Origin of the sequence: Microlunatus sp. GCM10028923 (genome assembly GCF_042666975.1) — a bacterium.
Taxonomy (GTDB): domain Bacteria; phylum Actinomycetota; class Actinomycetes; order Propionibacteriales; family Propionibacteriaceae; genus Microlunatus.
On sequence record NZ_JBHTFF010000007.1, the window covers coordinates 111339 to 128593 of the forward strand.

At 71.7% G+C, this 17255-nt stretch carries 21 protein-coding genes; 4 read left to right on the forward strand and 17 right to left on the reverse strand.

Going from position 1 to position 17255, the window contains the following annotated elements; translation table 11 throughout:
- Nucleotides 1–31 precede the first annotated feature (31 nt).
- The 3 genes from ACFQU4_RS18250 to dapA form a co-directional block, all read right to left on the reverse strand.
- Nucleotides 32–544 (reverse strand): methylated-DNA--[protein]-cysteine S-methyltransferase, encoded by a 513-nt coding sequence (locus ACFQU4_RS18250; protein ID WP_377494446.1) that lies wholly within the window; start codon nucleotides 542–544, stop codon nucleotides 32–34.
- The gene (locus tag ACFQU4_RS18255) at nucleotides 541–2016 is read right to left on the reverse strand and encodes a DNA-3-methyladenine glycosylase 2 family protein (protein WP_377494449.1); all 1476 of its coding nucleotides are present in this window, start codon (nucleotides 2014–2016) and stop codon (nucleotides 541–543) included. The genes ACFQU4_RS18250 and ACFQU4_RS18255 overlap by 4 nt, the downstream gene beginning before the upstream one ends.
- 82 nt (nucleotides 2017–2098) lie before the next feature.
- Nucleotides 2099–2986: a 4-hydroxy-tetrahydrodipicolinate synthase gene (gene dapA / locus ACFQU4_RS18260; RefSeq protein ID WP_377494451.1), complete on the reverse strand. Its 888-nt coding sequence runs from the start codon at nucleotides 2984–2986 to the stop codon at nucleotides 2099–2101.
- Nucleotides 2987–3259: 273 nt separating this feature from the next.
- Here dapA and ACFQU4_RS18265 point away from each other — a divergent pair, with 273 nt between their 5' ends.
- Nucleotides 3260–3922 carry an O-methyltransferase gene (locus ACFQU4_RS18265; RefSeq protein ID WP_377494453.1) on the forward strand — a complete coding sequence of 221 codons (663 nt, stop codon included), beginning with the start codon at nucleotides 3260–3262 and terminating at the stop codon, nucleotides 3920–3922.
- Between the two features lie 27 nt (nucleotides 3923–3949).
- Here ACFQU4_RS18265 and glgC read toward each other — a convergent pair whose 3' ends face one another.
- Nucleotides 3950–5173, reverse strand: a complete 1224-nt coding sequence (gene glgC / locus ACFQU4_RS18270; protein WP_377494455.1) for a glucose-1-phosphate adenylyltransferase — start codon at nucleotides 5171–5173, stop codon at nucleotides 3950–3952.
- An 87-nt stretch (nucleotides 5174–5260) separates the two neighbouring features.
- Here glgC and glgA point away from each other — a divergent pair, with 87 nt between their 5' ends.
- A complete protein-coding gene (glgA, locus tag ACFQU4_RS18275; RefSeq protein ID WP_377495156.1) occupies nucleotides 5261–6442 on the forward strand; it encodes a glycogen synthase in 1182 nt (393 codons plus the stop codon).
- On the opposite strand, the gene ACFQU4_RS18280 is transcribed toward glgA, so the two are convergent.
- The 7 genes from ACFQU4_RS18280 to dapE all read right to left on the reverse strand — a co-directional run bounded on the left by ACFQU4_RS18280 (nucleotide 6443) and on the right by dapE (nucleotide 10441).
- A complete protein-coding gene (locus tag ACFQU4_RS18280; protein WP_377494457.1) occupies nucleotides 6443–6931 on the reverse strand; it encodes a YbaK/EbsC family protein in 489 nt (162 codons plus the stop codon). It abuts the gene before it with no gap.
- A gap of 88 nt (nucleotides 6932–7019) precedes the next feature.
- A complete protein-coding gene (locus ACFQU4_RS18285) occupies nucleotides 7020–7187 on the reverse strand; it encodes a DUF3117 domain-containing protein (RefSeq protein ID WP_179749581.1) in 168 nt (55 codons plus the stop codon).
- Nucleotides 7188–7300: 113 nt separating this feature from the next.
- Entirely contained in the window at nucleotides 7301–7861 is a 561-nt protein-coding gene (locus ACFQU4_RS18290; protein ID WP_377494460.1) for a DNA-3-methyladenine glycosylase I, read from the reverse strand.
- The gene (locus ACFQU4_RS18295) at nucleotides 7858–8331 is read right to left on the reverse strand and encodes an SRPBCC family protein (protein ID WP_377494462.1); all 474 of its coding nucleotides are present in this window, start codon (nucleotides 8329–8331) and stop codon (nucleotides 7858–7860) included. The genes ACFQU4_RS18290 and ACFQU4_RS18295 overlap by 4 nt, the downstream gene beginning before the upstream one ends.
- Before the next feature lie 2 nt (nucleotides 8332–8333).
- Complete coding sequence (locus tag ACFQU4_RS18300; protein WP_377494463.1) at nucleotides 8334–8636, reverse strand: DivIVA domain-containing protein; 303 nt, start codon at nucleotides 8634–8636, stop codon at nucleotides 8334–8336.
- A 28-nt stretch (nucleotides 8637–8664) separates the two neighbouring features.
- Nucleotides 8665–9354: a TIGR00730 family Rossman fold protein gene (locus ACFQU4_RS18305; RefSeq protein WP_377494465.1), complete on the reverse strand. Its 690-nt coding sequence runs from the start codon at nucleotides 9352–9354 to the stop codon at nucleotides 8665–8667.
- Between the two features lie 22 nt (nucleotides 9355–9376).
- Entirely contained in the window at nucleotides 9377–10441 is a 1065-nt protein-coding gene (dapE, locus tag ACFQU4_RS18310; protein ID WP_377494467.1) for a succinyl-diaminopimelate desuccinylase, read from the reverse strand.
- Nucleotides 10442–10568: 127 nt separating this feature from the next.
- Here dapE and dapD point away from each other — a divergent pair, with 127 nt between their 5' ends.
- Nucleotides 10569–11501: a 2,3,4,5-tetrahydropyridine-2,6-dicarboxylate N-succinyltransferase gene (dapD, locus tag ACFQU4_RS18315; protein ID WP_377494469.1), complete on the forward strand. Its 933-nt coding sequence runs from the start codon at nucleotides 10569–10571 to the stop codon at nucleotides 11499–11501.
- Between the two features lie 2 nt (nucleotides 11502–11503).
- Entirely contained in the window at nucleotides 11504–12331 is an 828-nt protein-coding gene (locus ACFQU4_RS18320; RefSeq protein WP_377494471.1) for a hypothetical protein, read from the forward strand.
- A 6-nt stretch (nucleotides 12332–12337) separates the two neighbouring features.
- Here the strand turns inward: ACFQU4_RS18320 and ACFQU4_RS18325 are convergent, their stop codons facing one another.
- From ACFQU4_RS18325 to ACFQU4_RS18350, 6 genes are read right to left on the reverse strand one after another with little or no spacing between them, the layout of a single operon-like run.
- Entirely contained in the window at nucleotides 12338–12745 is a 408-nt protein-coding gene (locus tag ACFQU4_RS18325) for a RidA family protein (protein WP_377494473.1), read from the reverse strand.
- 4 nt (nucleotides 12746–12749) lie between these two features.
- The gene (locus ACFQU4_RS18330; RefSeq protein ID WP_377494475.1) at nucleotides 12750–13592 is read right to left on the reverse strand and encodes an FAD-dependent thymidylate synthase; all 843 of its coding nucleotides are present in this window, start codon (nucleotides 13590–13592) and stop codon (nucleotides 12750–12752) included.
- A gap of 38 nt (nucleotides 13593–13630) precedes the next feature.
- Nucleotides 13631–14833: an MFS transporter gene (locus ACFQU4_RS18335; RefSeq protein ID WP_377494477.1), complete on the reverse strand. Its 1203-nt coding sequence runs from the start codon at nucleotides 14831–14833 to the stop codon at nucleotides 13631–13633.
- The gene (locus ACFQU4_RS18340) at nucleotides 14833–15255 is read right to left on the reverse strand and encodes an MAPEG family protein (RefSeq protein ID WP_377494479.1); all 423 of its coding nucleotides are present in this window, start codon (nucleotides 15253–15255) and stop codon (nucleotides 14833–14835) included. Before ACFQU4_RS18340 ends, ACFQU4_RS18335 begins: the two co-directional genes overlap by 1 nt.
- Nucleotides 15252–16223, reverse strand: a complete 972-nt coding sequence (gene gshB / locus ACFQU4_RS18345; protein ID WP_377494481.1) for a glutathione synthase — start codon at nucleotides 16221–16223, stop codon at nucleotides 15252–15254. Before gshB ends, ACFQU4_RS18340 begins: the two co-directional genes overlap by 4 nt.
- Nucleotides 16220–17206 carry a glutamate-cysteine ligase family protein gene (locus ACFQU4_RS18350; RefSeq protein ID WP_377494483.1) on the reverse strand — a complete coding sequence of 329 codons (987 nt, stop codon included), beginning with the start codon at nucleotides 17204–17206 and terminating at the stop codon, nucleotides 16220–16222. Before ACFQU4_RS18350 ends, gshB begins: the two co-directional genes overlap by 4 nt.
- Nucleotides 17207–17255: the final 49 nt, after the last annotated feature.

A 17255-nucleotide genomic window follows, 5' to 3' on the forward strand; every position in this document is an offset into this window, starting at 1 on the left:
TGCCCATAGCGCAGCGACCCCTCCGGCCACCTCAGAGTAGTCGATCCTGAGCAGTCACCGCATGCTCCGCCTCGAGTCGCAGCAGGACCTTCTTGCGGTCCAGCCCGCCACCGTAGCCGACCAGCGTGCCGTTGGCGCCGATCACCCGGTGACAAGGGACGACCACCGGGATCGGGTTCGCGCCGTTGGCCAGCCCGACCGCCCGGCTGGCCGCCTGGGTACGGCCGATCCGCAGCGCGAGCTCGCCGTAGCTGATCGTCTCGCCGTACCCGATCCGGCACAGCTCCGCCCAGACCTGGAGCTGGAACGGCGACCCGGACGGCTCCAGCGGCAGCTCGAAGTCGGTCCGACCACCCTCGAAGTACTCGGACAGCTGCTGGATCGTGACGGCGAGGATCGCGTCCGGCTCCCCCACCGGCACCGGCGCCGGGCGGCCCAGGTCCTCGCCGTCGAATCTGATCATGGTCAGCGCGCGGCCGTTGGACTCGAGGGTGAGCGGGCCGATCGGCGAGTCGATCACCGTCCGGACGACTGTCGGGTTCATCGCTTCTCCTCCAGGTTCCACAACTGCATCACCGCGTACGAACGCCAGGGACGGCACCGGTCGAGCTCGCCGGCCGGCGGATCGGCGCCGAGCGCGGCCAGCGCGTGCCGGACGCCGAGGTCGGTGCCGAGCCAGATGTCCGGATCGCCGAGCGCCCGCATCGCGATGTAGTCGGCCGTCCACGGCCCGATCCCTGGCAGCGCGAGCAGGGCCTGCCGTACCTCGGCCCGGTCGGTGCCGTAGTCGAGCGGCAGCCGGCCGGACGCGACCGCCTCGGCCAGCCCGACCAGGGCCCGGCCCCGGCTGCGCGGCATCGGCAGCTCCTCCGGGTCCGCCGCCGCCAGCTGATCCGGGGTCGGGAAGACGAGGTCGAGCCCGCCGTCCGGGTCCTGCAGGCCGTCCGGCAGCGGGCTGCCGTACCGGGCGGCGATCCGGCCCAGCACCGTCCGCGCGCCGGCCACCGACACCTGCTGGCCGACCACCGCCCGGACCGCCACCTCGAAGCCGTCGACGTGGCCGGGCACCCGCAGACCGGGCCGCCGCCGGACGAGCGGGGCGAACACCGGCGACGCGGCCAGCGTCTCGTCGATCAGCTCCGGGTCGGCGTCCAGGTCGAGCAGTCGGCGGGATCGTTCGACGGCCGCGGCCAGGTCCCGCAGGTCGGACAGCGCGAACTCGGCCCGGACCAGGGAGTCGGCGGGCGTCAACCGGACCACCGCCGGTCCGCCGGGCAGGGCGAGGGTGCGGGCGTAGCCGGCGTCGTCGGCCCGCTCGACCCGGCCGATCGCGCGGTCGGTCAGGAAACGCAGCAGCCGCGGCCCGTCGAACGGCCGGCGGACCGGCAGGTCGAGCACGATCCGCAGCGGCGCCGGCGCCGGCCCGGTGGCCGTCCTGGTGCGGGGGCCTGCGGCCGCCCGGAGCTGCCGGGGTGCGCTGTCGTACACGACGCGGATGGTGTCGTTGAACTGCCGCACGCTGGCGAAGCCGGCCGCGAACGCGATGTCCGCGAACGGCAGTTCGGTCTGCTCGATCAGCACCCGGGCGGTGTGCGCCCGTCGGGTCCGGGCCAGCGCCAGGGGGCCGGCGCCGAGCCGCTCGGACATCAGCCGGTTCAGTTGGCGCGGGCTGTAGCCGGTCCGGGCGGCCAGCCCGGCGACGCCCTCCCGCTCGACCACGCCGTCCGCGATCAGCCGCATCGCCCGGCCGACCGCGTCGGCCCGGAAGTCCCACTCCGGAGAGCCGGGCGCCGCGTCCGGACGACACCGCCGGCAGGCCCGGTAGCCGTCCCGCTGGGCCGCGGCGGCCGACGGGTAGAAGGTCAGGTTGCCGCGCTTCGGCGTGGTCGCCGGACAGGACGGCCGACAGTAGATCCCGGTGGTCCGGACCGCGATATAGAAGACGCCGTCGAACCGCGCGTCGCGGCTGTCCGCGGCGCGGTAACAGGTTTCATGATCAAGTTCGGCGACCGGCACGAGTTCATTCAACCCGGTGCCACCGACAGTCACTCGCGGGTTTCGGACATCATCGTCCTGCGCCCGCCGGCCGAGCAGACGGTCAGAGCAGGCCGGCGGCCCGGAGCTGTTCGCCGAAGACCTGGCGCTGCTCGTCGGTGGCCGGCACCTGGGGCAGCCGCAGCCCGCCGACGCCGCGGCCCTGCAGGTCCAGACCGGCCTTGACCATCGAACAGCCCTGCGCGGCGAACACCCCGGTGAAGACCGGCAGCAGGCTTCGGTGCAGCCGGAGCGCCTCGGCGGTGTCGCCCTTGGCGAAGGCCTGGATCAGTTGCTTCATCCCGCGACCGGTGAAGTGGGTCGAGGTGCCGACCACGCCGACGGCGCCGACCGCGAGCAGCGGCAGCGTCATCGCGTCGTCGCCGGAGTAATAGGCCAGGTCGGTCTGGCTGAGCACGGTGGCCGAGGCGACCGGATCGCTCTTGGCGTCCTTCACCGCGACGATCCGCGGGTGCTCGGCCAACGCGATCATGGTCTCGGTCGCGATCGGGATGCCGGCCCGGTGCGGGATGTCGTACACGATGATCGGCAGGCCGGTGCCGTCGGCGACGGTCCGGAAGTGCTGCAGCACGCCCGCCTGCGGCGGCTTGGAGTAGTAGGGCGTGACGACCAGCAGGCCGGTGGCGCCCGCGGCCTCCGCCTCGTGCGCCGACTCGATCGTGTGCTGGGTGTCGAAGGTGCCGACGCCGGCGATCACCTGGGCGCGGTCGCCGACCGCTTCGACGACGGCACGGAGCAGGGTGACCTTCTCCGCGGCGGTCGTGGTCGGCGACTCGCCGGTGGTCCCGCTGATCACCAGCGCGTCGTGGTCGAGGTCGTCCACCAGATGCCGGGCCAGCTCGGCGGCACCGTCCGGATCGAGCGAGCCGTCCTTCGCGAACGGGGTCACCATCGCGGTGATCAGATTTCCAAAGGGCGGTACGTCCGGCATGCGCGTCATTCTAGGGCCGTGACCTGACCGCGAAGCCCGGTGTCGGCCCTGGTTGGCGCCCATTCCCGGGTGCGGGCGAGAACATCGGCTTCGCTTCCCGTACGAACGCGAAGGTTTCTCCGCCGATCCGCGTCGACAACGCCACGAAAAATCAGGACCGGCCCCGGATCCTTGCCGCCGAGTGGGCACTCGCGCAGGGACACGCCGCGAAAACCGCTGCTTTAGTGCCCGGTCGGCGGGAGGGGGAGGGTCGGCGCGGATAGGGTGAGCGGCATGGATGCCCTGTCGGAACAGGAAAGGACCGCGCCGTCGGCGGCCTCGTGGATGTTCGCCGAGGACTTCGCCGCCGAATCCGATGCCGCGACCATGGCCCGTCAGGAGGCCGAGGACCTGGGCGTCAAGCCGGTCGGCCCCGGTACGGCCAGCGCCCTGACCATGCTCGCCCGGCTCGTCCGCGCCTCGCACGTCGTGGAGATCGGCACCGGCTCCGGCGTGTCCGGGCTGGCCCTCTACGCCGGCATGGTCCCGGACGGGATCCTGACCAGCGTCGACATCGAGCCGGAGCACCAGCGGATCGCGCGCCAGGCCTTCACCGATGTCGGCATCGAGAGCCGCCGGATCCGGCTGATCGCGGGCGCCGCCCTCAGCGTGCTGCCGCGGCTCAGCGACGGCGCGTACGACCTCGTCTTCGTCGACGGCGACAAGCTGGAATACCCCGACTACATCGAGCAGGCGCTGCGCCTGCTCCGGCCGGGTGGTGTGCTGGCCGTCGACAACGCGCTCTGGCACGACCGTGTGGCCGACCGGTCCAACGACGACGACGAGACCCTCGCCGTCCGGGAGACCCTGGACCGGATCCGCGACGACGACGGCCTGATCTCCTCGCTGCTGCCCTGCGGCGACGGTCTGCTGGTCGCCATCACCCCGCTCGGCTGACCCACGGCCGTACCGCCGGCGGAGTGATCAGCGTTCGATCGTGATGCCCTTGCCGACCACGGTGATGCCACCTTCGGACACCGTGTAGCCACGCGCCCGGTCCGCATCAAGATCAACTCCGACCTCGGCATCGGGCGGGACGACCACGTTCTTGTCCAGGATCGCGTTCCGGACCACGGCGCCCGGGGCGACCTGGACGCCGTTCAGCAGCACCGAGCGGTCGACCGTCGCGCGTTCCTCCACCCGGACGTTCGGCGACAGCACCGAGCTGTCCACCGAGCCGCCGGAGATGATGCAGCCGGGGCTGACGATCGAGTCCTCCGCGGTCCCCTCCAGGACGAACTTCGCACCCGGCATCTGCACCTGGTACGTCCAGGTCGGCCAGTCCAAGTTGTACAGATTGAAGACCGGGTCGACCGAGACCAGGTCCATGTGCGCCTCGTGGTAGGCGTCGATCGTCCCGACGTCGCGCCAGTAGCTGGCGTCCCGGCTGGTCGCGCCGGGCACCGTGTTGGCGGTGAAGTCGTACACCCGGGCGTCGCCGCCGGTGACGAACGCGGGGATGATGTCGCCGCCCATGTCGTGCCGGGAGTCGGTGTTCTCGGCGTCGGTGGTCAGCATGTCCACCAGCGCCTCGGCGGTGAAGATGTAGTTGCCCATCGAGGCGAAGCTGGACCCCGGATCGTCCGGCAGGCCCGGCGGCACCGCCGGCTTCTCCAGGAAGCTCTTGATCTTGCCGTCGGCCTCGGCGTCGATCACGCCGAACGCGCTGGCCTGCTTGCGCGGCACCCGGATCCCGGCGATCGTGCAGCCGCTGCCGCCGTCGATATGGGCGTCCAGCATCTGCTCGACGTCCATCCGGTAGATGTTGTCCGCGCCGAACACCACGACGTGGTCGGGCGCCTCGTCGATGATCAGGTTCATCGACTGGAAGATCGCGTCGGCACTGCCCTGATACCAGCGCGGACCGAGCCGTTGCTGGGCCGGCACCGGGGTCACGTAGTTGCCGAGCATGGTCGACATCCGCCAGGTCAGCGAGATGTGCCGGTCCAGGGAATGCGATTTGTACTGGGTGAGAACGGCGATCTGGCGCAGGTTCGCGTTGGCGAGGTTGGACAGCACGAAGTCGATCAAGCGGTACGTGCCGCCGAACGGCACCGCAGGTTTGGCTCGGTCCATCGTCAATGGCATCAGGCGCTTGCCTTCGCCCCCCGCCAACACGATCGACAGCACCTTCGGACGCGTCGCCATGCCCGAAACCTAAGCTGATCAACGGGCTTCCGACAAGCCCTCCGACAAAGCCGACACGTATGACACCATCAAGCCATGAGTGATCGTTTGGCGGTCGGGGTGCTGACACGGGAGTACCCGCCGATGATCTACGGCGGTGCCGGCGTGCACGTCGGGCAACTGGTTCCGCAGCTGCGCCGGCTGATCGACGTCGACGTGCACTGCATGGGCGAACCTCGGGACGGGGCCACCGCGCACCCCGAGGACCACCCCGCCGGGGCCAACGCCGCCTACCGGGTGTTCGGTGCCGATCTTGCCATGGCGGCGGCGATCGGGGACCTCGACCTGGTCCATTCGCACACCTGGTACGCCAACCTGGCCGGGCATCTGGCCGGCCTCTATCACGACATCCCGCACGTGGTCACCGCGCACTCGCTGGAGCCGCACCGGCCCTGGAAGGCCGAGCAGCTCGGCGGCGGCTACCGGCTCTCCTCCTGGGCCGAGCGGACCGCGTTCGAAGCCGCCGACGCGGTGATCGCGGTCAGTGACGGGATGCGGACCGACACCCTGGATTCCTATCGTGATCTTGATCCGGACAAGGTGCACGTGGTCCGCAACGGCATCGACACCGACGAGTTCGCACCCGATCCCGGCACCGGTTACCTGGCCGAGCTCGGCATCGACCCGGACCGGCCGACCGTGGTCTTCGTCGGCCGGATCACCCGGCAGAAGGGCCTGATCCATCTGGTCCGCGCTGCCGTACACCTTGATCAGGAAGCGCAGCTCGTGCTGCTCGCGGGTGCGCCGGACACGCCGGAGATCGCCCGGGAGATCGGCGACGCGTTCGGCCGGCTGCGGGAGACCCGCGATCATGTGGTCTGGATCGAGCGGATGCTGCCCCGCGAACAGGTCCGGCAGGTGCTGTCCCGGGCGACGATCTTCGCCTGCCCTTCGGTGTACGAGCCGCTCGGCATCGTCAACCTGGAGGCGATGGCCTGCGAGACGGCCGTCGTCGCCAGCGCGGTCGGCGGGATCCCCGAGGTGGTCGTCGACGGCGAGACCGGGCTGCTGGTGCCGTACTCCCCCGACCGGGCCGGCGACCCGGACTACGTCACGGCGTTCGAGACCGATTTCGCGACCAAGATCAACTCGCTGCTGCGGGACCCGGACCTCGCCGCGCGGTTCGGCAAGGCGGGCCGGCAGCGCTGCATCGACGAGTTCTCCTGGTCCAAGATCGCTGCCGAGACCGTCGACGTGTACCGGGCGGCGATCGCCCGGCACGCGGCTTGATCAGACGACGTCGATCTCGGTGCCGCCGGTGAGCCGGAGCAGGTCCGGGTAGGTCCAGGGCACCACGGCGTGCGGGATGCCGCCGCCGGTCCACAAGGTTTCGTACCCGGCGAGGTTGCGATCGACCACGGTACGGATCGGGGCCGGGTGCCCGACCGGCGCGACGCCGCCGATCGGCTGTCCCGTGTGGGTACGGACGAAGTCGGCGTCGGCCCGCCGGAGCCGGCCGCCGACCGTGGCCGACACCTTCTCCACGTCCACCCGGTACGCCCCGCTGGCCATCACCAGGATCGGCTCCCGCTCGCCGCCGTCGTCCGGCTGAACCGCGAAGATCAACGAGTTGGCGATCGCGCCGACCTCGCAGCCGAGCTGATCGGCGGCGAGCTGCGCGGTGGTGGCGGCGTCGGGAAGCATCCGGATCCGGCCGGGCAGACCCTCGGAGATCAGGATGGATTCCACCGCGACGCAGTTGGCATGGAGGGTGGTCAAGACTCGTCCTTCGTGATGATGGCGATGGCAGTACGGGGTCGGCCCCGCAACCCGGACCGGGCTACGGGGCCGAAGCCGTCGGGTGTGGTCAGCCGACGACGGCCTTCAGCTCGCTGGCCAGCTTGGTGGCTTCTTCAGCATTGAGCTCGACGACGAGCCGGCCACCTCCTTCGAGCGGCACCCGCATGACGATTCCGCGTCCTTCTTTGGTGACTTCCATCGGTCCATCACCGGTCCGCGGCTTCATGGCAGCCATCGCTCACCCTCAATCCCTTGTTGTCGACGATCTTCATCGGTTCGGCAGCTATTACTGCAATTATTCCGCATCTGGCTCGCGGCCGCAGGTCGGGTCGCACGTGAGGGGCCGATTCAGCCGGTCTCGCAGGCGGCCAGGTGGTCGTTCACCAAGCCGACCGCCTGCATCATCGCGTAGGCCGTCGTCGGGCCGAAGAACCGGATCCCCTCCCGCTTCAGGGTCTTGGCGAGCGCGACCGACTCGGGGGTCTGCGGAGGCACCCCGTCGTCGTCCGCCGGTCGAGGACGGTCCGGTTGCGCGAAGGACCAGATGAGTTCGGCGAACGACTCGCCCATCCGGCTCACCACCGCGGCGTTGGCGATCGCGGCCTCGATCTTGGCCCGGTTGCGGACGATGCCGGTGTCGGCCATCAGCCGCTCCACGTCGGCCGGGCCGAACTCGGCGACCTGCTCCGGATCGAACCCGGCGAACGCCGCGCGGAAGTTGTCCCGCTTGCGCAGGATGGTGATCCAGGCCAGGCCGGACTGGAACGCCTCCAGGGTGAGCCGCTCGTAGAGTCCGGCGGCGGTCCGGACCGGGCGCCCCCACTCGTCGTCGTGGTACGCCACGTACTCCGGGGCCGACAGCGCCCAGGCGCAGCGCAGCCGTCCGTCCGGCCCGGGCTGTGCGGTCATCCGAGGTCCCTGGACAGCAGCCGGGCCAGCCGGCGCAGACTGAACGACAACCCGGCCCGGAGCAACGGCAGCAGCGGGCGGACGAGCGGGGCGGCGACGGCACCGCCGGGCGGCAGGAACGATTCGGTCACGGCGATCATGCTGCCACCGGGCACTGACAGCACCCGGATGGTGCCGACGCCGGTGAAGCCCGGCCCCAGATGCAGCACCTCGACCTCGCCCGGACCGCCGTCCGCGTCCGGTTCGGACCAGCCGGTGACCACGAACCGGTCCAGCAGGCCGAGCCGGAGCGGCCCGAGCCGGAACCCGGAGAACGCCTCGACCCGGACCCCGAGGCCGGCCTCGTGGGCGGTCCGGACCCGTACCGTCGTGAGCGGGATCCAGCGGGCCTGACCCGGCCAGTCGACCACCGCCCGCCAGGCGGTCGGCACCGGCGCGTCCGTACGCACCGAGGCGGCGACCCGCAGCACGGCTAGTGGAGTTCGTTGGCGGCGAGCTTCGCCTTGAGATCAGCGATGGTCGCGTCCCGCTCGGCCAGCTCGCCGGCCAACCGGTCCAGCACGTCGTCCACCTGGTCCATCGCGTACCCGCGCAGGGTGATCCCGAACTTGACGTCCGCGACGTCGGCCGAGCTCACCGGCTCGTCGTCCGGCCAGGGGTTCTGGCGGTACACATCGCGGTCGGGCTCCCGGCTCATGCCACCAAGCTTGCCCGATCCCGCAATGGCGACCACGCCGAGTGCGATGACGACCAGGGCCGCGATGAACCACTCCATGGGGTCGATCCTTTCACGGGTTCGGTGGTCAGAGCGCGGACCGAAGCGTGGCGACCGCCTCGTCGACGTCGTCGGTGACGGTGACCAGGGACAGGTCCGCTTCGCTGATGAAGCCCTCGGCCAGGACGGTGTGTTCGGCCCAGTCCAGCAGGCCCTGCCAGTAGGCGCTGCCGAACAGCACGATCGGGAACCGGGTCACCTTCTTCGTCTGCACCAGGGTGAGCGCCTCGAACAGTTCGTCGAAGGTGCCCAGGCCGCCGGGGAAGACGATGAAGCCCTGGCTCGACTTGACGAAGCAGACCTTGCGGACGAAGAAGTAGCGGAAGTTGATCCCGAGGTTGACGTACGGATTGAGGCCCTGCTCGTGCGGCACCTCGATGCCGAGCCCGACCGAGGTCCCGCCGGCCTCCAGGGCACCCTTGTTGGCGGCCGCCATGATGCCGGGGCCGCCGCCGGTGATCACGGTCAGCCCGGCCCGGGCCAGGTCACCGCCCAGGCGTTCCGCGGCGACGGCCATCGGGTGGTCCGCCGCGGCCCGGGACGAGCCGAAGATCGCCACCGCCGGGCCCAGGTCGGCGAGCGCGTCGAAGCCGTCGATGAACTCGGCCTGGATCCGCATCACCCGCCACGGGTCGGTGTGCACCCAGTCGGCCGGCGCCCGGCTGTCCAGCAGGCGTTGATCATGGTTCTCGGCATGGCGTCGGACGATCTCGGTCACGCCGCCGACCCTAGTACCGGGTTCAGCCGAGCCAGGTGAGGAACCCGGCGCGGCACCGTTCCAGATCCGCGGCCGGGCAGAACTCGTCGTCGGTGTGCGCCCTGTTGGGGTCGCCGGGGCCGTAGTTCACCGCCGGTACGCCGAGCGTGGCGAACCGGGCCACGTCGGTCCAGCCGAACTTCGGGCCGGGCGTGCCGCCGACGGCCGCGGCGAAGTCGGCCGCGATCGGGCGATCGAGACCGGGCCGGGCTCCGGGCGCGGCGTCCACCACCTCGAGGTCGTACGGGGCCAGCACCTCGCGGACGTACGCCTCGGCGCCGGCGATGTCCTTGTCCGGCGCGAACCGGTAGTTGATCAAGACCCGGCAGCGGTCCGGGATGACGTTGCCGGCGATGCCGCCCTCGATCCGGACCGCGTTCAGGCCCTCCCGGTAGATCAGCCCGTCCACCTCGACCTCGCGGGCCTGGTGCTCGGCCAGCCGGACCAGCAGCCCGTGCGCGTCGTGGATCGCGTTGCGCCCACGCCAGGAGCGGGCCGAGTGCGCGGCCAGCCCGGTGAACGTCACCGCGACCCGCATGGTGCCCTGGCAGCCGCCCTCGATGCCGGCGTTGGTGGGCTCGCCGAGCACCGCGAAGTCGGCGGCCAGCAGCTCGGGCCGTTCCCGGGTGATCCGGAACAGCCCGTTGCGGTCCGCCTCGACCTCCTCGTTGTCGTAGAAGACCCAGGTCAGATCACGGTTCGGCTCGGTCAGTGCGGCGGCCGCCGACAACTGGACCGCGACCCCGCCCTTCATGTCGCAGGCGCCGCGGCCGTGCACGATCAGGTCGTCGCCCTCGCCGGTGATGGTGGCCGGCACGTTGTCGGCGATCGGGACCGTGTCCAGGTGCCCGCCGATCACCACCCGTTCCCGGCGGCCCAGCTCGGTCCGGGCGATCAGGACGTTGCCGTCCCGGATCACCTTGAGGTGCGGGTACCCGCTCAGGGCGACCTCCACCTCGTCGGTGATCCGCTGCTCGTTGCCGCTCACGGACTCGATGTCGATCAAGGAACGGAGCAGGCCCGGCAGGTCTCCCTCGAGGTTCAGCACGTCGGGGTCCCCGCGGCGTTGCTCGGGGGAGCGAAGCGGAGGAGAGGAACGTCGTGGGGTGAACTCACGAGTTCGACCCTAACGCGGGCGGTCAGGCGTCGCGGCGCGCGGTCACTACAGTTGCCCCATGACCGACAGCCCGAGTTCGCACGCGTCCGGTTGGGGCGTGGCGACGATCCATGACAGCGGCCAGGTGCTGGACACCTATTACCCGGCCCCGACCCTGGACCGCCTGCCGGCCGAACCGCCCGCCGAGCTGGCCGCTGCCGCTGCGACGGATCCGGTACGGCGGGTGCGGACCGAGGTGGTCGGGACCGAGATCGAGCTCGCGGCCGGCCCGGCCGACGCCGCGGACGCGTACCTGCGCCTGCATCTGCTCAGCCACCGGCTGGTCCGGCCCTGGCAGGTCAACCTGGACGGGATCTTCGGCGCCCTGGCCAACGTGGTCTGGACCTCTGCCGGGCCGTGCGCGGTCGACGGTTTCGAGGAGGTACGGACTCGGCTGCGGACCGAGCGCGGCCACCTGACGGTGTTCGGCGTGGACAAGTTCCCGCGGATGATCGACTACGTGGTGCCGGCCGGGGTGCGGATCGCCGACGCGGACCGGGTCCGGCTCGGCGCCCACCTGGCCGAGGGCACCGTGGTGATGCACGAGGGCTTCGTCAACTACAACGCCGGCACCCTCGGCAAGGCGATGGTGGAGGGCCGGATCTCGGCCGGCGTGATCATCGGCAAGGACTCCGACGTCGGCGGCGGCGCGTCGATCATGGGCACCCTGTCCGGCGGCGGCAAGCAGGTCATCTCGCTCGGCGAGCGCTGCCTGCTCGGCGCCAACTCCGGTCTCGGCATCCCGCTCGGCGACGACTGCGTGGTCGAGGCCGGCCTGTACGTGACCGAGGGGACCAAGATCACGTTGCCCGACGGCCGGGTGATCAAGGCGATCGAGCTGGCCGGGCAGAACGGGCTGTTGTTCATCCGCAACTCGGTCACCGGCAAGGTGGAGGTGCGCAACCGGCAGGGCCGGGCGGTCGAGCTCAACGCCGCCCTGCACGCGCATTGATCATGGTCGGGAAACGTACCGCCGGGCTGGTCGCGGCGATCGCCCTGGTCGCCGCGGCGCCGGCCTGCTCCGGCCTCGCCGAAGGAGTCCGGCCGTCGATCTCGGACAGCTGCATGATCACCACCGAGGAGACGTCGGTGGTGGTCGATCTCGAGCAGGCCAAGTACGCCTCGATCATCTCCGGGCTGACCCTGAAACGATCACTGCCGGCTCGGGCCGCCTCGATCGCCCTGACCACGGCCTACCAGGAATCCGAGATCCGCAACATCGACTACGGTGATCGCGATTCGCTCGGACTGTTCCAGCAGCGGCCGTCCCAGGACTGGGGTACGCCGAAGCAGATCATGGACCCGTACTACTCGACCGGCGCCTTCTACGACGCGCTGGTCAAGATCAAGAACTGGCAGAAGCGGGACATCACCGAGGTCGCCCAGGCGGTGCAGATCAGCGGCTACCCGGACGCCTACCGTGATCACGAGTCCGACGGCCGGGCGCTGGCCAGCGCGCTGACCGGGCACTCCCCCGCCGCCATCGCCTGCCTCGACCTCAGTCCCGACCCCGGCGACGCGAAGGGTCTGGCCTCGGCGCTGCAGAAGACGTTCGGGAAGGTCAAGATCAGCCGCGAGGGCGACACCGTGACGATCACCGGCAGGTCCGACACCGCCGCCTGGGCGTACGGGCAGTTCGCCGTCGCCAACCTCGAGGAGTACGGGGTGGCCGCCGTCACCGTCGGTGATCAACGCTGGCAGAGCGTCGCCGACGAACGCGCCGGCTGGTCCGCCGCCGAGGAGCCAGCCGAGCCGCGTCAGGTGATCATCACCGTCCGCTGACCCGGGTCAGTCGACGACGGCCGCGACCGCTTCGAGTTCGACCAGCTGGTCCCGGTAGCCCAGCACGGTCACGCCGAGCAGGGTGCTCGGCACGTCGTGCTCGCCGAATGCGTCCCGGACCACCTGCCAGGCCGCGACGAGGTCGGCCTGATCGGACGACGCGACCAGGACGCGGGTGTTGATCACGTCCTCGATGGTCGCCCCGGCCGCGGCCAGGGCACGGGTCATGGTCTCGACGCAGGCCGCGGCCTGGCCGGAGTAGTCGCCGACGGCGACGGTCGTCCCGTCCTCGGCCAGCGGGCAGGACCCGGCCAGGAAGATCAGCCGCGCCTCGGCCGGCGCGGTGGCGGCGTAGGCGTACTCGGCGAGGTCGGACAGATCGGCGGCGCGGATCAGCTGGACGGAGCTCGGCACCCGTTCAGTCTGCCAGGGCCGTGCCGGACCAGGAGCCGAAGTCGTCCTCGCCGGGAATCGTCTTGCGCAGCTGCCGCCAGCCGAGGAAGTTGCCGATCCGGGCCCCGCCGGTGTCCGGGGTGGCGACGTGCTCCAGCGGGGACAGGTGCCCGCTCTCGACCAGCCGCCGGTAGAGCCGCAGGTCGGCGTCGAGATCGCGGCGGCCGTCGTGGGTCAGGTAGCTGACCCGGGCGCAGCGGGCCGCCGACACCTGCCGGGCCTGCTCGGTGTGCTCGAACGTCCCGTCGTACTCCTCCGGCTGCAGCAGCGGCAGGTGCCAGCCGCCGTCCGGGACCGTGGTCGGCGAGCCCGTCCGGTGCGCCTGCTGCATCAGTTCGGCGACCCGCCCGATCTCCGGCTGCGCCTCCGGATTGGCCCGGAGCGCGAAGAAGTTGCTCCAGTCGGTCGCCGTCACGATCACCGTGTGCCAGACGAACGGCTCCAGCAGCCGGTTCGCCAACTGCTTGTGGATCTTCAACTCCAGCAGGCGCTCGGCCTGCTCGACCGCCCGGTCCCGGGCCGTCAGCCAGGCCTCCCGTGCCGCCTTCCCGGCCACCTCGTCGACCTCCTGCTCGGCCTGCATGCCGGCCTGGTTGCGACCCCAGGACTCGGGGACGAACGGGTCGTCCCGGACCCGCGCCAGCTGAGCCTTCACGGGGATGGCCCGGCTGGACGCGCTGTTCCGGGAGAACACCCGGTGCGTGTTGAACTCCGCCAGCACCAGCCGCGGGAACGTGACCTCCATCGTCACCAGCCGATGCCCCGCATCGGACACCGAGTCGGCGATCACCTTCGCCTCGTACGCCATCTCCACCTCCAGCAGTCCGGGCCCAGCACACCACACCGCTACGCCGGGCGTCGCAGCCGTCCACCGGCGAGGGCCAGCCGGGCCCCGACGACGCCGGCCAGGCTGCCGACGACGAAGGGGGCGCGCGGATCGGCCAGGTCGGCGAGCAGGGCGGCGACCGGACCGCCGGCGGCGGTGCCGCCGAGCAGCACCGCGGCGAAGATCGCCATCACCCGGCCGGTCATCGCCGGATCGGCGGTCTGCAGGGTCGCCGTCGCCGCGATGATGCAGACCGACCAGGCGAAGCCGGCGCCGGCGAGCCCGACCAGCAGGACCGGCACGGCGGGGGCGACGGCGGTGAGCAGCAGCGCCCCGGCCAAGGTCGCGGCGGCCGGAGCCAGCGGCGGCGGACCGGGCGCGCGGCGGACGGCGGCGGCCACCATCCCGGCCAGGCTGCCCGCGGTGCCGGCGGTGAACGCGGCGCCGACCAGGTCCGGACCGCCGGCGAAGGTGACCCGGACCAGGATCGGCACCGACACCTGCACGGTGAAGCCGAAGGTGGCCAGCAGGGCGATCGTGATCATGGTCGACCGCAGCAGCGGAGCCCGCCACAGGTAGCTCAGCCCGGCCCGCACCTGCCCGGCCGCCCGGGCCACCCGCGGCGACGGGCCGGTCCGGATCGTGGCCAGGACCACCACGTCCGCGGCGAACGAGGCCGCGTTGATCGCGAACGTCGCGCTCGCCCCGACCGTGCTGACCAGGATCCCGCCCAGGGCCGAGCCGGCGGTCATCCCGAACAGCATGGCGGTCCCGGTCAGTGCCGACGCGGCAGCCGCCAGGTCGGCCGGCACCAGCATCGGCACCAGGGCCCGCCGGGCCGGCGTGTCCAGCGCGTTGATCACGCCCCAGGCGGCGGCCAGCAGGTAGATCACCGGCAGGGTCAGCGCGCCGGTGGCCGCGGCGATCGCGTAGCCGGCGGCGACCAGGGCCAGCCCGGACTCGGCGATGATCAACATCCGCCGCCGGTCGTAGCGGTCGGCCAGCGCACCGAACCACGGCCCGATCACCAGCGTGGGCAGGAACTGCAGCATGATCACCAGGCCGAGCGCGTGCGGGTCCTGCTGCACCACCACCCAGGCCAGGGCGACCACCTGGGCCCAGGAGCAGGTGACCGACGGCAGCTGCCCCGCCAGATAGCGGAGCAGCGCCGGCGATCGCAGCGCCGCGGCCGACGGGTGGCCGGTCGGCGGCTGACCGGTCATCAGAAGGCGACGACCGCCGCGGTGACGGCGAGGCCGAGGCCGAACAGGTAGGTGCCCATCGCGCCGACCATCCGCCGCTGGTCCTCCGCCGCCAGGGTCTTCGTCGTCACCATCCCGTACGCGTGCAGCACCCGGGACGCGGTCGCACCGATGATCAACGGCAGCGCCAGCCAGGCAGGAGCCAGGGCGCCGACCAGCAGGAACAGCACCAGCAGCACCGGGACGTACTCGATCGCGTTGCCGTGCGCCCGGATCGCGATCAACAACGGGCTGGCCGGGTCGGTGGGCTGCTGCGAGCCGCCCTGTTGCGCGGTGACACCCCGCAGCCGGGAGACGTTGAAGCCGAGCAGGAAGATCATCGCGGCCAGGATGGCGATGCAGACGATCGCGGTGATCATGCTCGGGTCGAGGGTGGTGATCATGCTGATTTCCTTTCCAGGTGGGGTTGCAGGAGGTGGTCCAGCAGGTCCGCGCAGAGCGTCCAGCCGAGCAGCGCGTCCACCTTGCGCAGGGCGCCGACGCTGGTCACGTTGATCTCGATCAGGTACGGGCCGATCACGTCCAGGCCGGCCAGCCGGAGGCCCATCCGGCGCAGCTGCGGCGCCAACCGGGCACAGATCTGCCGGTCCCTGGCCGTGACCGGAGCCTCGGCACTCGGCTGGCCGATCCGGAAGTCGCCGGCCACCGGGTAGCGGAACACCGCCCCGACCGGCTCGCCGTCGACCAGGAACACCCGCTTGTTGCCGGCGGTGACGTCGCGCAGGAATCGCTGCACCAGCACGGCTCTGGTGCCGAGGGCGGTGCAGATCTCGATCAACGAGGTGAGGTTGGGGTCGTGCCGGTCCAGCCGGAGGACGCCGCGACCGGAGAACCCGTCGACGGGCTTGATCACTGCCGCGCCGTGCTCGGCCAGGAAGTCGCGGATCGTCCGCGCGTCGGCCGTCACCACGGTCGGCGGGACAAGATCAGGAAAGCGCAGCGGGAACAGGTGCTCGCTGCATTCCCGCAGTCCCTGCGGCGCGTTCACCAGGACCGTGCCGGCCGGATCGATCAGGTCCATGATCAACGTGGCCGCGACGAAGGCGTCGTCGACCGGCGGCTCGGTGCGCAGGAACACCGCGGCCAGCTCGTCCAGCCAGACCGGCCGGGTTTCGACGACGGTGAACCACGGGTCGGGCACGCTCCAGCGGCAGCCCTGATCCGGCCGGGCCGGTGCCAGCGCGATCCGCCGGGCGAGCGCCCTGGCCCGGCCGTCGACCGCCTCCAGCCGGACCGCCTCGGTCACCCACACCTCGGCGCCGCGGTCCTGCGCGGCGTGCATCAGGCCGACGCTGGTGTCGACGGCCGGATCCAGCCGCTCCAGCGGGTCGGCGACGAACCCGATCCTCATCGCGCACCGCCGTAGCTGACCGCCGTGCCGGCGATGGCCAGCAGTGCCTCGGACTCCGGCGCGCGGCCCGCCGCCGCCTCGGCCCAGGCGCGATCCAGCTCTCCGGCCCGCGGCAGCAGCAGGGCCAGCGCGTGCCGCCGGGCCACCGGATCGCCGAGCAGGGTGCTGACGGTGTGCACCACGGCCTCGATCCGGTGGGCCGGCTGGGCGTCGAGGTAGCGCAGCTCCAGGTAGCCGCCGCGAGGTCGTACCGGTGGGAAGAGGGTGGTCAGGTGATAGGCCGCATCGCGGGTCTCGGGAAACGGCAGCCGGGGCGCGGCGGCGGCGAAGGCGAGATAGCCGCCGACCGGATCGTCCGGATCCAGGGACCGTCCGTCATAGCCGGTACGGGCCGGGTCGAGGCCGCGCCAGATCCGGGTCCGCTCGCCACCGGAGTTGTCGAACGCGACGGTCAGCGCCGGCCCGGCCAGGTTGGCGACCAGCCACTGCTCGCGCCCGGCGGTCCCGGGCAGCAGGTCGACCGCGAGCTGCAGCGACGCGGTCAGCCGCATCATCCGGCGCCCGTCCGGCCCGGTCCGGTCGAGGCAGGACTGCAGGGCGCGATAGCGCGGCGTCGGCGTCCGGAGCGGGACCTCGGCCCAGCAGTGGTACGGGTTCACGCCGGCCGACTCCAGCCGGACGCCGCGCGACCGCGCGATCGTCTCGGCCCGGTCGAGCAGCCGGTGCAGCTCGGCCACCAGGGCGGCCGGTCCGGGCCGCGGCGCGGGGCTCAGTTCGAGCTGGCCGCCCGGCTCGAAACTCGGCCGGGCCGCAGCGACGAAGGCCGGGTCGAAGCCGGCCGCGAGCGCCGCCGGATCCACCGGCCGCGGCACCGCGGTGTCGGTGACCGGGATCAGTTCGACCTCGGCGCCGATCCGGCCCGGCCGCCGCGCCGGAGCGAACAGCCGGCCTACGACGGCACTCAGGTTCAGGCTCTGTTTCATGCCGTTACGGTCGCCCCGCCGCAGGTCCGGGCACATCAGTGGTAGTACG